Annotated in this window: 12 protein-coding genes and 1 tRNA gene; 9 read left to right on the forward strand and 4 right to left on the reverse strand. The window is 45.2% G+C overall.

All coding sequences use genetic code 11. From position 1 onward, the window contains the following. Window positions 1-818 precede the first annotated feature (818 nt). From MZO40_RS12620 to MZO40_RS12640, 5 genes are all read left to right on the forward strand, one after another. Window positions 819-1,355: an HdeD family acid-resistance protein gene (locus MZO40_RS12620; protein WP_105961321.1), complete on the forward strand. Its 537-nt coding sequence runs from the start codon at window positions 819-821 to the stop codon at window positions 1,353-1,355. Window positions 1,356-1,543: 188 nt separating this feature from the next. Then, window positions 1,544-2,428: an RNase adapter RapZ gene (rapZ, locus tag MZO40_RS12625; protein ID WP_003637861.1), complete on the forward strand. Its 885-nt coding sequence runs from the start codon at window positions 1,544-1,546 to the stop codon at window positions 2,426-2,428. Further along, the gene (gene yvcK / locus MZO40_RS12630) at window positions 2,425-3,426 is read left to right on the forward strand and encodes a YvcK family protein (RefSeq protein ID WP_003637862.1); all 1,002 of its coding nucleotides are present in this window, start codon (window positions 2,425-2,427) and stop codon (window positions 3,424-3,426) included. Before rapZ ends, yvcK begins: the two co-directional genes overlap by 4 nt. Window positions 3,427-3,438: 12 nt before the next feature. Continuing rightward, complete coding sequence (gene whiA / locus MZO40_RS12635) at window positions 3,439-4,371, forward strand: DNA-binding protein WhiA (RefSeq protein ID WP_003637863.1); 933 nt, start codon at window positions 3,439-3,441, stop codon at window positions 4,369-4,371. A 451-nt stretch (window positions 4,372-4,822) separates the two neighbouring features. After that, window positions 4,823-6,445 (forward strand): peptide ABC transporter substrate-binding protein, encoded by a 1,623-nt coding sequence (locus MZO40_RS12640; RefSeq protein WP_165860999.1) that lies wholly within the window; start codon window positions 4,823-4,825, stop codon window positions 6,443-6,445. Between the two features lie 150 nt (window positions 6,446-6,595). Here the strand turns inward: MZO40_RS12640 and MZO40_RS12645 are convergent, their stop codons facing one another. From MZO40_RS12645 to MZO40_RS12655, 3 genes are all read right to left on the reverse strand, one after another. Beyond that, a complete protein-coding gene (locus MZO40_RS12645) occupies window positions 6,596-7,567 on the reverse strand; it encodes a 2-hydroxyacid dehydrogenase family protein (protein WP_105961319.1) in 972 nt (323 codons plus the stop codon). Between the two features lie 213 nt (window positions 7,568-7,780). Continuing rightward, window positions 7,781-8,371, reverse strand: coding sequence for an ATP-dependent Clp endopeptidase proteolytic subunit ClpP (gene clpP, locus MZO40_RS12650; protein ID WP_003637866.1), 591 nt, complete (start codon window positions 8,369-8,371; stop codon window positions 7,781-7,783). 282 nt (window positions 8,372-8,653) lie between these two features. Continuing rightward, window positions 8,654-9,397: an SDR family NAD(P)-dependent oxidoreductase gene (locus MZO40_RS12655; RefSeq protein ID WP_105961318.1), complete on the reverse strand. Its 744-nt coding sequence runs from the start codon at window positions 9,395-9,397 to the stop codon at window positions 8,654-8,656. Between the two features lie 85 nt (window positions 9,398-9,482). Between MZO40_RS12655 and MZO40_RS12660 the strand changes: the two genes are divergently transcribed. Further along, window positions 9,483-9,620, forward strand: a complete 138-nt coding sequence (locus MZO40_RS12660; RefSeq protein WP_082230272.1) for a MerR family DNA-binding transcriptional regulator — start codon at window positions 9,483-9,485, stop codon at window positions 9,618-9,620. Between the two features lie 615 nt (window positions 9,621-10,235). Here the strand turns inward: MZO40_RS12660 and MZO40_RS12665 are convergent. After that, window positions 10,236-10,307, reverse strand: a tRNA-Arg gene (locus MZO40_RS12665). An 82-nt stretch (window positions 10,308-10,389) separates the two neighbouring features. Here MZO40_RS12665 and rpoN point away from each other — a divergent pair. From rpoN to gap, 3 genes are all read left to right on the forward strand, one after another. Next, window positions 10,390-11,724, forward strand: a complete 1,335-nt coding sequence (gene rpoN, locus MZO40_RS12670; protein ID WP_088769968.1) for an RNA polymerase factor sigma-54 — start codon at window positions 10,390-10,392, stop codon at window positions 11,722-11,724. Between the two features lie 219 nt (window positions 11,725-11,943). Then, entirely contained in the window at window positions 11,944-12,975 is a 1,032-nt protein-coding gene (locus tag MZO40_RS12675) for a sugar-binding transcriptional regulator (protein ID WP_003637870.1), read from the forward strand. A gap of 66 nt (window positions 12,976-13,041) precedes the next feature. Then, window positions 13,042-14,064 (forward strand): type I glyceraldehyde-3-phosphate dehydrogenase, encoded by a 1,023-nt coding sequence (gene gap, locus MZO40_RS12680; protein WP_003643974.1) that lies wholly within the window; start codon window positions 13,042-13,044, stop codon window positions 14,062-14,064. Window positions 14,065-14,072: the final 8 nt, after the last annotated feature.

Here is a 14,072-nt window from a genome sequence, read left to right on the forward strand (position 1 = left end):
GTTGAAACGTGTTCGGGTCAGACCGGGACTTCCGGTTAGCTACGCCAGAACGCCAAGCGGAAGTTCACCGCTTAACGCTCTAGCTAGGCTAATCCTCAGTCCCAACCCGTCTGAACCTCACACTCTAGGAGCCGCTGAGCATTGTCAGAAATACCTTCCACCCGGGGATCGTATTCGAAAGGCAGACATGTGCGGACCCAACTTTTAGTGAACAGGTCGTTGGTTCTTAGTGATGAGTCATTTTGGTATCGAACTGTAAGACTGGTCTGCAGCAATTTCAAGTAGTCATACTTTTTTATTCAATTGACCGTCAACACCATTGAACGTTATCGAAAAATTTCCTAGTTGACTCAGCTGGTGAAGCCTTAGTTTTCGACGATTGGCGGTACTATCAGCCATCCTTGAGACTGATTTTCGTCGCGATTTGCTGATAATCGTCAGACCGTCTTTTTAGTATCTAAATCCCATAAATCATCATCCATGTTGATTTAAGATTTGCCTGAAGGATCGGCCACTTAATGTTCAGGGGGTAATTGTACCCAGATAGGGGGTCATTCATCCGCCATTCGAGCGGGTTCCCGACTGGTCGGATTGGCTGACAATGCTCAAACCGATGTAGCCCTGTTCCAGCAATTGTCAGCCAGCTCCAAAAGTCGGAATAGGGAGATCATTGGCTGCCGAACAATCAGCCAACTGTTTGATTCCTTTTACCGAAAAACAATACTGATTAAAGTCTAATAAAGTCCATCAGAAAAATTGGAAACTCTTACATTAACTGGTAAGATAGAATTAATATCGGATATGGGAGATGTTAAGAGATGTTTAATGATCATCGATGGGGTTTTGACTGGACAGAGTTTATGACCGGAGTCGTTTTCTTGATTGCGGCGTACTTTGTCATCAAACAACCCCAAGCAGCATTATTGAGCTTGGTATTTCTATTTGCAATTGCAGCAATTATTAGCGGAATCACAACGATTGGTGGCTACACTAAGTTGCGGCGCGAAACTGGGTTACGAGCGAACTTTGCACTGGTATTTGCAATTATCGATATTTTAGTCGGTTTACTATTCTTATTCCACGCACCAGCAGGGATCCTCGTCCTCGGCTACGTCTTTGCCTTCTGGTTCTTGATCGACTCGATCGAACGGTTGACCGTGGTCTCACATTTGCGAGTCTTCGGAACGGGCTACTACGTGTTATCACTGATTCTGGATATCATTAGTTTGGCGTTAGGAATTATGCTGATCATCAATCCAATGATTGCGGTCATTAGTTTCAACGTCCTTGTCAGTTTCTATTTCGCAGTCTTTGGTATCAATGCCATTTTGATTGCCTTTGCACGGCGCAACTAAACGCAAAATGATTTAGTTTGTCTGTACAAATTAACGTAGCTCGCTACCAGAGATAGCGGGCTATTTTTGACGCAACTTTCAATAGATTTTATGGCTAGCATGGTACTAGCCAACCGGACTGTCAGTAGAAATGACACGCCCGGTGTGTTATACTACCAACAATATGGACTTTAGGAGGCCAATATAGCATGGCAGAGTCATTACAACTCGTTATTATTTCTGGGATGAGTGGTGCCGGTAAGACGGTCGCTGTTCAAAGCTTTGAAGACCTAGGCTATTTTTGCATTGATAATATGCCGCCAGCGTTGTTACCGAAGTTCTCAGAATTAGTTGAGGAGTCGGGAAAGATTAAGAAAGTGGCATTGGTGATCGACTTACGGTCACGGGCCTTTTACGATGAAATTATGGATATGTTGGCCAATCTGGACAACACCGACTTTGTGTCGACTCGGATTCTGTTCTTAGATGCTTCCAATGAGGAATTGGTCTCCCGGTATAAGGAGACGCGGCGTTCGCATCCGCTGGCAATGGAAGGCCGGGTCATGGATGGTGTACGTAAGGAACGTGAACTTCTGGCACCATTGAAAGACCGGGCTTCTTACGTAATCGACACGTCGGCATTGACGCCCCGCGAATTACGAGAATCAATTTTTGATAAATTTGAAACTGATCAGGATGAAACCTTCCACATCGAGATGCTGTCGTTTGGCTTCAAGTATGGTTTGCCAATCGATGCCGATATCGTGATGGATGTGCGCTTCCTGCCGAACCCGTATTACATTCCGGAATTAAAGACGCAGACCGGATTGGATAAACCGGTGGCGGATTACGTGATGGAACAACCAGCGACGGAGAAATTTTACCAACAATTCCTAGGCATGTTGGAAAGTATCATGCCTGGCTATGAAGCTGAGGGCAAGAGTAGTTTGACGATTGCCATCGGCTGTACGGGTGGTCAACATCGCTCAGTCGCATTGACGCAACGCATCGGCGAAGCGCTGGCTAAGCACTATAAGGTGCATATCAGCCATCGCGATATTGATAAACGAAAGGAAACTGTTAATCGCTCATGAGAAAGTACACATTTAAGACCCAGCGGCCTAAAATTGTGGTGATTGGCGGGGGGACTGGTTTGCCAGTCGTCCTGAAAGGCTTGCGCAAACAAGCTGTTGATATCACGGCAGTTGTAACGGTCGCTGATGATGGTGGCTCGTCGGGTATTATCCGCAACTATGTTAACGTCGTGCCGCCTGGTGATATTCGAAATGTCATGGTGGCATTGTCGAATTGGCCCCATTTGTATAAAGATATTTTTCAGTATCGTTTCCAGGGCGACGACCAGTTCTTTGCCGGCCACGCGATTGGAAATTTGATTATTGCCGCCCTCACTGAGATGAAGTCGGGGGTGTTTGATGCGGTCCAAGAACTGTCTAACATGATGCAAGTTGACGGGCACGTCTACCCGGCAGCCAATGAAGCGCTGACGCTACACGGACGGTTCAAAGACGGCACTGAATTAGTGGGTGAAGCTGAAATCACCGCTGCCCACAAGTCGTTGGAACGCGTTTGGGTCACTGATAAAAATGGTCAGGAACCACAAGCCGTTCAACCAGTGATCGATGCCATCATGGCGGCGGACCAGATCGTTTTAGGACCTGGTAGTTTATTTACCAGTATCCTGCCCAACTTGACCATCAGTAATATCGGTCGCGCCGTTTGTGAATCCGATGCGGAAGTGGTTTATATTTGCAACATCATGACGCAAAAGGGTGAAACGGATAACTTTTCAGATGCTGACCACGTGCGAGTCTTGAACCGGCATCTCGGTCAGAATTTCATCAACACGGTACTCGTTAATACGGAAAAAGTGCCGGAAGATTATATGGATTTCCACAAATTCAACGAAGTCTCTCGGCAAGTCAGTCATGATTTTCGGGGGCTACGTGAACAAAATTGTCGGGTCATCTCGTCTAATTTCTTGAAGCTTCGCGACAATGGGGCCTTTCATGATGGCGACCAGGTCGTGGCGGAACTCATGAACTTAGTGGGCCATTCCGACGTTTTTAGATAAGGGGGTCGTGGCATGTCATACGCCAGTGACGTTAAGAAAGAACTAACTAACCTCGCTGTCCATCGCGAGAATGCAAAGGCTGAATTAATGGCCTTGATTCGAATGAATGGGGCAATTAGCCTTGCCAATCACCATTTCATTTTGAATATCCAGACGGAAAATCCGGCCATCGCGCGGCGTATTTACCGGCTACTCAAACAATTTTACGACGTGGATAGTGAACTGATCGTCCGTCGTAAAATGAAGTTAAACAAAAACAATTTATACATTGTGCGGCTGAAGACGGGGACTGACATGGTGCTGGCTGATTTGGGAATCTTAAAAGATTATCAAATCGTCGAAGTCGCACCAACGGAAGTGCTTACCGATGATGCCGCGGTCCGCTCGTACTTGCGAGGGGCCTTTCTGGCGGGTGGCTCCGTCAACAATCCGGAGACATCGCGCTACCATCTTGAAATTTACTCACTTTACGAAGCCCATAATCATATGATTTCTGAAATGATGAATAAGTATGGGTTGAATTCACGAACGACTGACCGGCGTGGCGGCTACATCACGTACATCAAGGAAGCTGAAAAAATCGCGGACTTCTTGTCATTAGTCGGTGCGACGAATGCGATGTTGAAATTCGAAGATATCCGAATCATGCGTGATATGCGGAATTCAGTCAATCGGTTAGTTAATTGCGAAAACGCCAATATGGACAAAGTGGCGAACGCGTCTAGTAAGCAGATTGAAAATATTTTATTGATCGACGAAACGGTTGGCTTACAACAGCTGCCGCCTAAGTTACAAGAAGTGGCGGTCGCGCGGTTAGCACACCGAGAAGTCAGTTTGAAAGAACTTGGCACCTTAGTCCCTGGTGGCCCGATTTCCAAATCTGGGATCAACCATCGTTTGCGCAAAATCAATCAGTTTGCAGAACAGTTACAAAAAGAAGCTTAAATACTGGTCTACCGGTCTTCTGGTATGACCTGTTAATATTGCGTCAAGCTGTGGGTTACGACCAGCGCTTGGCGCAATTTTTTGCGTAGGTGCCACTGACGATTAAATTGGTACGCCTTAAAAAACACTTGACAAAAGTAAGTAAAGCTATTTATACTGTACACAACTTATGAAATCGGAGAGACGTTAACTATGCAAAAGTCAGCTACTAACATGATGATGTGCTGCCCATGTTGTGAATCACACAACATGGTTATTTGCGTAGGATTACAAGCGTCTCAGCATCAAAAATAACGGGATTGAGCTCACAACGTTAATTTTGAAACGCCTGCTTGGAATCTGACGAGATTCTAAGTGGGCGTTTTTTGTTACCACCGATGGGGATAAGTCATTTAATTTGGGAAATAAAGGGGCGATCAGGTTGAAAAAACGAGCAATAGTTGCAGCAATTATGAGTTTAGCATTAGTAACGGTGTTGGCCGCGTGTGGCAAGCAGAGTAGTCAGAGCACTGGCAGCGGCAAGTATGCCAGTAGCCAAGTCCTGAATCTGTCCTACCCGAGCTCATTAGATTCGATTGATATTTCTAACATGTCCGGTTATGGCAGTACCGGGAATATTTTTGAAAGTTTGTACCGCTTGGGTAAGAACGGGAGTATTACACCTGGTTTAGCGAAGTCCACCAAGGTTTCAAAGGACGGTAAGACTTATACATTCACGATTCGCAATGCCAAGTGGAGTGACGGGTCCAAAATCACCGCACAAGATTTTGTTTATTCATGGAAACGCACGGTGACGCCCGCAACGAAATCACAATACGCCTACCTATTTTCAGGGGTGAAAAACGCGGATGCAATCGTTGCTGGTAAAAAATCACCAGATACGCTAGGTGTGCAAGCCAAGGGTCAACATACCTTCATCGTCACTTTGGATAAGCCAATCACGTACTTCAAGAAGTTAATGACTTACCCATTGTTTGGACCAATCAGTGAAAAAGCGGTTAAAAAGTGGGGTAGCAAGTATGCCACGAAAGCCCAATACATGCTCTACAGTGGTCCATTTAAGCTGACGGGTTGGACTGGGACCAACAACAAGTGGCAATTCGTCAAGAACGACCAGTATTGGGATAAGAAAGCCGTTCATTTGCAGAAAATCAACTATACGGTGAATGAAAGTACGACCACGACGTTGAACTTGTTCCAAGAAAAGAAGCTCGACCTCACTCAGCTATCCAGTGAACAGGTTAAGAATCTTAAGTCCAACGCTGATTACACCACGTACCCATATTCCATTACGGCATTCTTGATTTATAACTTCCAAGACAGCAATGCCACGATCAAGAAGGCACTGAATAATAAGAACATTCGCCAAGCCATTTCATTGTCGATCAACCGCAAGACGCTGGTCAAAAACGTGATTGGTGATGCGTCGACCGTCTCCAAGACATTCGTGCCGCAAGACTTGGTCAAAGATCCTAAGAACGGTAAGGATTTTGCGGATGAATCGACAGTTAAGAATTCAACGTCTTATAACAAGGCCTTAGCTCAGAAGTTATGGAAACAAGGGTTGAAGGAGACTGGGATTAAGAAATTATCATTGACGCTGTTGGCTTCAAATGATGACCCGAATAAGCCAATTTCACAATACTTGAAGTCAGCGCTGGAAAAGAATTTAGATGGCTTGACGGTCAACCTTTCTAATATTCCTTCTAAAGTCGCTTCTAGCCGGGCGCAAAGTGGTAACTTCGATCTTTATCTGAGTGGTTGGGGCGCAGATTTCAATGACCCAATCTCACACTTGCAAATCATGACCAACAACAGTGGTTACAACTATGGGAAGTACAATAGTTCGACCTACAATGCCTTAGTCAAGAAGGCGCAGGATCAGGATGCCAACAAGGCAAGTGCACGCTGGCAAGACATGATTAACGCCGAAAAGACGATTATGCAAGACCAAGGCATTACGCCGTTGTATCAGACGAACTATTCTTACTTGCAGAATCCGAAGGTCAAAGGAATTATTCACAACACCGCCGGAACGCAGTGGAATTATAAGTATGCTTATATTGCAAAGTAAACAACTAGTTTCTTAATATTGGTTGTTAAGCGATACTTTTAGACACGAAAGCCCACCATAATTAGGTTGCAGCAATTGCAACCGATTATGGTGGGCTTTTTGTCTGCGATTTGCGACAGTATTACGGCTGTTCTTTTGAGTTAATGCAGGCTAAGGGGTGACGTGATTAACAACATACTTGACTGGTTGATGATTGGCCATCGCAATCACGTTTTCAGCAACGATTGCCGCCATTCCGTCACGCGCTTCGACGGTCGCATTGCCCAGATGTGGCGTCAAGATAACGTTGTCCATTGTCGTCAGTGCGGGTGTCACTTGGGGCTCATGCTCGTAAACGTCGAGGGCTGCGCCAGCAATTTGGTGTGTTTGTAACGCAGTAACTAGGGCCTGTTCGTCGACAATTGGGCCACGCGCGGCGTTGATCAAGAGGGCAGTGGATTTCATCTTTTTGAAGGCCGCTTGGTCAATCAGATGCGTCGTTTGCGGGGTGAGTGGCAAATGCAAACTCACGATATCGGACTGGGCGAGTAAGTCGTCTTCAGAGACGAAGGTTGCGCCCAGTTGCGTCTCAACACTGACGGGGAGCGGGTGGTGTTGCGTGTAGAGGATTGGCATATCAAAGGCGTGTAACCGTTTGGCAACGGCTTGGCCGATTTGGCCCATGCCAATGATGCCGAGTGTCTTAGCTTGTAAGTTGTGACCGAGAAAGAAAAGTGGCGCCCAACCGTCGAATCCGGTTGTTCGCATCAAATGGTCGCCTTCAACGATGCGGTGTGCGAGGCTGATAATCAGACCAGTTGTCGATTCAGCGGTGGCGACTGATGAAACATTCGGCGTGTTGGTCACAGGAATGTGGCGGGCGGCCGCGGCCGCTAAGTCGATATTATTAGTCCCGGCACCAAAATTCGCGATTAATTTTAACTTTGGCGCGTGTGCCAAGATGTCTTCGTCAACCTGCGTGGAAAGCGGGGTGATGAGATAGTCAGCGTCAGCTACGCGGTCAATGAGTTCGTCGTGGCTAATCAGTTGTTCACCGGTATAGGTGTCGATGGTCAGCTGATTTTGGCGCAGTAACGTATTTGCTTTCGCCGGCAATTGACCGGCAACCAAAACTTTAGGCATAGTGGAAACTCCCTTTACTGATAAATTAAGCCACGGTGAATCTGCTGTTTTAGCAAGAATGCCCGTCGCTTGAAGTCAATTGCAGTATGGCCTTTTTACTTGCAAAAAACAAGTCAGAACGCTGCACGAACCATGCAACGCGCCTTGTGAATGGTTAAAAGAAAGCACAAAAAAACTGAACCAACCCGAAGGCGGTTCAGTTTGATGTTGCCATTATTTTAAGTTGTTGTTTTCCATGATATCATCGATCAAACCATATTCTTTAGCTTCTTGTGCGCTTAAGTAGTTATCACGTTCAGTATCGTGGTTCAACTTTTCAACAGTTTGACCAGAGTTGTCTGCCAAAATCTGGTTGATCTTCTTACGAGTCTTCAAGATTTCTTCGGCAACAATTTCAATTTCCGTTTGTTGACCTTGAGCACCGCCGGATGGTTGGTGAATCAAGATTTCGGAGTTAGGTAAAGCGAACCGCTTGCCCTTTGTACCGGATGAAGCTAGGACGCTGGCCATTGATGCGGCCATCCCCATAACGATGGTTTGAACATCAGACTTGATGAAGTTCATCGTATCGTAGATTGCTAAGCCGGCAGTAACCACACCACCTGGTGAGTTGATATAAAGGTAGATGTCCTTACCTGAGTCTTGGGCATCCAAGAAGAGTAATTGGGCAATGATCGCATTGGCCATGTTATCTTCAATCGGGCCGGAAAGCATAATGATACGGTCCTTTAATAGTCGTGAATAGATGTCATAAGCACGTTCACCACGTGATGACTGTTCAATAACTGTAGGAACTGGATACATGATTTGTTAGCCTCCTAAGGTTGCAATATTTGATTAGCTTGGTTGCTAATTAATAAGTGTAGTTTACCGCAAAGGTCAGTGAAGGTCAAAAGAAAAACCTCAAAAACTAAATTCCGTTTTGTGACTTAACGTGGTATACTTAGGTTTCTATCATATACGGCTTGAGATTGGGTGATCCCAATCTCTTTTTTTACGTCAAACTTCAATGGTCAACAACATAACGAAAATTGCAGATTGAGCCAGTTGCCGAATTGCGATTAGATTGAACAGGGACGTTGGCTGTTACCAAGCAACCGGTCCATCGGTGTTTGAAAACGTGCCAGTGGTGGTATTATCCTTATCCGTAGCTAAATCAATTGTTCGTTGGATTCCGTGAGCAATTGATTTAGCGCCGTGCTGGCTAGCTAATTCCGGGGTAATCCCGCCGAATTCAGTAGCAACCATTCCGGGATCAACGGCGTTAACCGTAATATTGGTGGTTTGAAGCTCTTTGGCGAGCTGAATCGTGAACATGTTGAGTGCGGCCTTAGAAGCTTGGTAGCCAATCGCGCTGGCATGATAAACGCTCGACTGGGGGTCTAATGCGTTCGTGAGCGAGCCCATCATGCTAGAAATATTGATGATTTTGGATGGGCTAGACTTAGTCAACAATGGCAGGCAAGCTTGAGTCATGGCGATTGTGCCTAGAAAGTTCAGATTCAGGTCGGCTTGAATTGTCTCCAGTTTGATGAGTGAAGGTCGTTGGTGATGGTCAAATGCTGCCCCAGCATTATTAATTAAAATGTCGAGCTGACCATATTGGTTTTGAATTGCGTTTACGGCAGCTTGAATGGATTGGGAATCGGTGACGTCCAGTTGAACAACGGTCACGTCTGACAAGTGGGCTACTTCAACGGCCGATCGCCCCTTTGCTAAGTCTCGGCTACCCATAATGAGCTGTTGCCCCTGGGCGTGTAGTGCTTTAATCAGTGCCAGTCCCATACCGCGGTTGCCGCCAGTGACGAGCGTAACAATTTTATTGGTCATCTGAATCACACTTTCTTAATAGAATAATGGTAATCTTAACACGCTAGCGTTACACTAGCGCAAGTAAAAAAGTTGGGGGAAAACGATGGTGGCATCAATCAAACAAGTCGCACAGCAATTTGGGATCACTTATGATACATTGCGATTTTATGAGCGCTGTGGGTTGTTGACGGATGTGGCGCGAAATAAACATGGTCAACGGATCTCCTCAGCTGAATGTTAAAATGATTGTGTACCAAGGAACCAACGACTAACCCATCAAAATATTGGGTCCGCACATGTCTGCCTTCCGAATACCATCCCGGCTGGAAGGTATTTTGGGTAAGGCCCAGTGGTGAAATTTCACTTAGCAAGCGTCTTGTGCTTGGTTAGTGAAAGACCAGTATTTAAGACGTGGGTTATCGGCTTAAATCTGTGTCCACCACGTTCCGGCCATTGCCCAGAATGCCTGGAAGCCGGCATAGGACGCATCCACAAGAGTATGTTTACGGTAACTCGCACTGTTCCCAGCGGGTCTCAGCTGGCCGCTTTTGAACTTAACACCTGACATGATTTAATCATATTTAATGATAAAGCATAACTCGTATTCTGATATGTAGAAATAAAACTTTTGCTATCATTAAATTCATCGAACAACTATACTGATAGATGGTCCAATTATATTGACGGCTAACTAGATGAAATAAATCACGCGGTTGCCAATGTCATACGGTTGGTAGTGTCTAACTTGTGATTAGGTTTAAATTCAGTTACCATAGAAAGATGTAAGCGGTATAGGCCACCAATTCAGCAGAATTAGGCCACAAAAAAAGCTGAGAATCACTTCTCAGCTTTGCGATGCGCCCGGAGGGAATCGAACCCCCATTTCAAGAACCGGAATCTTACGTGCGATCCATTACACTACGGGCGCCTAAACAACATATTATATTCTAGCGAATAATGGATAAAAACACAAGGGTTTTACATAAAAATTTATTTTGGGAGGTATTTTTATGGCACTGGGACAAGGCTTTCGCCAGCAACAACGGCAATCGCAGAAGTTAGCGATGACCCAGCGGCTGCAACAATCTATTCAGATGTTACAGTTCAATGTGGAAGAATTGCGGGATTTTCTCACGCAAAAAGCCCTTGAGAATCCGTTGATCGATGTGGATACGAATTGGAATAATAATCACGCCAGTTTAAGTGCAGCTAAGAACGTGACTGCAAAGGATGATTTTATTGAACGGGTGTCGACGTCGAATCAGCATTCCTTATTTGAATACTTATTGGATCAGATTCATTTAACGATGCGCGATACCCATTTGCGGCAAATCGTGCTGTATCTTATTGAATACGTGGACGTCAATGGTTATCTGCATCTTGATGAAGCTCAAGCACGGCAAGAAACACAGGCAACACCGATTGAACTACTGGATGCCATCACGTTACTCCAGCAACTTGATCCACCAGGTGTCGGTGCCCGCAGTTTACAAGAGGCCTTAATGCTTCAGACGGAAAATGATGACCACGCGCCTAATTTGGCATACATTATTTTAGAAGAAGACTTCGACGCGTTTGTTAATCGTCACTGGGATGGCTTGGCGAAAAAGTACCAGGTCGACCTGGCGGATATTTCTAATATCTATGATTACGTCCGGACGTTGACACCAGTACCGGGTGCAGCGATTGGACAAGAAACGACCGGCTACATCTTTCCAGACTTAGTCGTCACTAATCATGAAGGTCAACTCGCATTAAAGACTGCGTCGATGGCTCAGCCGGTGGTGAAGTTCCGCCGCAAGTATTATCAGCAGATGGGGCAGCACGATGACCGGGAAGTGACGGAATATCTGAAGGAAAAGAAAAATGAGTATGACTGGATTGCCAGTAGCTTACAGCAACGTGAAGCAACCATTTTTCGGGTCGGCACTGCGATTATCGAGCGCCAGGAAGATTTCTTCTTAGAAAAAAGTCAAGATTTAAAGCCGCTATTATTACGAGATGTGGCCCAACAGCTACAAGTTCATGAGTCGACGATCAGTCGTAGTATCAATGGGAAGTATATTCAAACAGACTTCGGGATGTTTGAACTTAAACGTTTCTTTACCAAAGCGGTCAGCAAACGTCCCACTGGGGGCAAAATTGTGTCTGCAGACAGTGTCCAACACCGAATTATGACCCTGATTGAGCAGGAAAATAAAGAAAAACCGCTTTCAGACCAAAAAATTGTTCAGATTCTTAATGCAGAAAATGTCGAACTTTCTCGTCGAACAGTGGCAAAATATCGGGAAAATCTTAACATTCCGTCTTCATCCAAACGGAAACAGTACTTGAGAACCGAATGATAGTTTGTGACCGGTTTTGGACCAGTCGGTTATAAGGCCCCACAGGGTTTCATTTGCAACCACCTGATGAACCTGTTATAATTCATGTTGTGGTAAGAGAGGTATGCAACATCGATTTCTTAGTAAATTAGCGTTGTGTGCTTTGTTTTTTGAAGTCTTTGGGTCGTTTTTCGACATAGCTGGACCAGACCCGTCCCACTAGAGAGCAGGTTGGATGCCATGCATTCAGATATTCAATGGATTGAGGCAATTGCCCCAGATATGGTTGACATGCTGAGTCGTCGTTACTTAGTATTACGAACCATTAATTGGATGGCCCCAGTTGGACGTCGGCTATTAGCTCAGACATTAGGTGTTAGCGAACGGACGTTACGAACCGAAACGGATACGCTACGCAAGCTTGATTTGATCATGACGAACAAGTCAGGCATGCAAGTTACCCAGCAAGGTCAGGACGTGTTGGTCGGATTAAGCCACTTCATGGATGAGTTAATGGGCATTCGCCAGAAGGAACGGCAGTTGGCGCAATACTTTAACATTAAGCGTTGCATCATCGTTTCTGGTGATTCCGATCGACAGTTGAAAGTTATTGGGACCATGGGCGAAGAAGTGAACCAACTATTACAGCAGTTATTGCCAGAAGGTCATAACATTATTGCCGTGATGGGTGGTCATACCATGGAACATGTCGCAAGTCACTTAACTAATAAATTAGGTGATAAACGTGATTTGCTATTTGTTCCGGCACGTGGTGGTGTTGGTGAGTCGGTTGCGATTCAGGCAAATACCATTGCGTCACAAATGGCACAACATACTGGCGGTAAATTCCGCTCGTTGTTCGTGCCAGAACAGGTCAGTGAACGGACGTATGAACCGCTCCTCAAAGAACCTAGTATTCAAGAGGTGTTGGCGATTATCGGGCAAGCTAACGTGGTTGTGCATAGTATCGGTGAAGCCATTTCGATGGCGCATCGCCGTAATATGTCAGAAGATCAGATTAAGGTATTACGCAGTCGCGATGCGATTGGTGAAGCCTTTGGTTATTTCTTCGATAAGAAGGGTAACGTGGTCTATCGGATTCCACGAATTGGGTTGCAAATCGGAGAACTGGCCCATCGGGAGATTATACTCGCGGTTGCGGGAGGTGCTTCTAAGGCACCGGCAATTGGCGCGTATATGAAGAACATCGCACCTAAACAGACGTGTTTGATCACGGATGAGGGTGCAGCTAACTTGATTTTAAAAAAGTAATCTTCTATAGTGAAGTTGCTTTTTAAAATAAAACTATTTTTATTTCCACAAGGAGGAAATTCTAGTATGTCTGTAAAAATTGGTATTAATGGTTTCGGACGTATCGGTCGTTTAGCATTCCGTCGTATCTTAGAACTTGGTGAAAAGTCAAGTGATATCGAAGTTGTTGCTATTAACGATTTAACTTCACCTGCATTGTTGGCTCATCTTTTGAAGTATGACTCAACTCATGGTACTTTGAACGCTGACGTTTCAGCAACCGACGATTCAATCGTTGTTAACGGTAAGAACTACCGTGTTTATGCTGAACCACAAGCACAAAACATTCCTTGGGTTAAGAACGACGGTGTTGACTTCGTTCTCGAATGTACTGGTTTCTACACTTCAAAGGCTAAGTCACAAGCTCACTTGGACGCTGGTGCAAAGCGTGTCTTGATTTCTGCTCCTGCTGGCTCAGACTTGAAGACCATCGTTTACAATGTTAACGATGACATCTTGACTGCAGATGACCGTATCGTTTCTGCTGGTTCATGTACTACTAACTGCCTTGCACCATTAGCATTCTTTGAAAACAAAGAATTCGGTATCAAGGTTGGTACTATGACTACTATCCATGCTTACACTTCAACTCAAATGTTACTTGACGGCCCTGTACGTGGTGGTAACTTCCGTGCTGCCCGTGCTGCCGGTGTAAACACTATTCCTCATTCAACTGGTGCTGCTAAGGCTCTTGGCTTAGTTATCCCAGAATTGAACGGTAAATTACAAGGCCACGCACAACGTGTTGGTGTTGTTGATGGTTCATTAACTGAATTAGTTGCTATCTTAGACAAGAAAGTTACTGCTGACGAAGTTAACGCCGCAATCAAGAAGCATACTGAAGGTAACGAATCATTCGGTTACAACGATGACGAAATCGTTTCATCTGATGTTATCGGTACTACTTTCGGTTCAATCTTCGATCCTACTCAAACAGAAGTTACTTCTGATGGTGACAACCAATTAGTTAAGACTGTTGCTTGGTACGATAACGAATACGGCTTCACTTGCCAAATGGTACGTACTTTATTGAAGTTCGCCACTCTCTAATATAAATT

It is taken from the genome of Lactiplantibacillus sp. B652 (genome assembly GCF_023806745.1).
In the GTDB taxonomy this organism is placed as follows: domain Bacteria; phylum Bacillota; class Bacilli; order Lactobacillales; family Lactobacillaceae; genus Lactiplantibacillus; species Lactiplantibacillus pentosus.

Bases quoted from the DNA above. Each gene is read 5' to 3' on its own strand.
- MZO40_RS12645 (WP_105961319.1), bottom strand. From the start codon at position 7,567: ATGCCTAAAGTTTTGGTTGCCGGTCAATTGCCGGCGAAAGCAAATACG.
- MZO40_RS12660 (WP_082230272.1), top strand. From the start codon at position 9,483: ATGGTGGCATCAATCAAACAAGTCGCACAGCAATTTGGGATCACTTAT.
- rapZ (WP_003637861.1), top strand. From the start codon at position 1,544: ATGGCAGAGTCATTACAACTCGTTATTATTTCTGGGATGAGTGGTGCC.
- yvcK (WP_003637862.1), top strand. From the start codon at position 2,425: ATGAGAAAGTACACATTTAAGACCCAGCGGCCTAAAATTGTGGTGATT.
- clpP (WP_003637866.1), bottom strand. From the start codon at position 8,371: ATGTATCCAGTTCCTACAGTTATTGAACAGTCATCACGTGGTGAACGT.
- MZO40_RS12655 (WP_105961318.1), bottom strand. From the start codon at position 9,397: ATGACCAATAAAATTGTTACGCTCGTCACTGGCGGCAACCGCGGTATG.
- whiA (WP_003637863.1), top strand. From the start codon at position 3,439: ATGTCATACGCCAGTGACGTTAAGAAAGAACTAACTAACCTCGCTGTC.
- gap (WP_003643974.1), top strand. From the start codon at position 13,042: ATGTCTGTAAAAATTGGTATTAATGGTTTCGGACGTATCGGTCGTTTA.
- MZO40_RS12620 (WP_105961321.1), top strand. From the start codon at position 819: ATGTTTAATGATCATCGATGGGGTTTTGACTGGACAGAGTTTATGACC.
- rpoN (WP_088769968.1), top strand. From the start codon at position 10,390: ATGGCACTGGGACAAGGCTTTCGCCAGCAACAACGGCAATCGCAGAAG.
- MZO40_RS12640 (WP_165860999.1), top strand. From the start codon at position 4,823: ATGAGTTTAGCATTAGTAACGGTGTTGGCCGCGTGTGGCAAGCAGAGT.
- MZO40_RS12675 (WP_003637870.1), top strand. From the start codon at position 11,944: ATGCATTCAGATATTCAATGGATTGAGGCAATTGCCCCAGATATGGTT.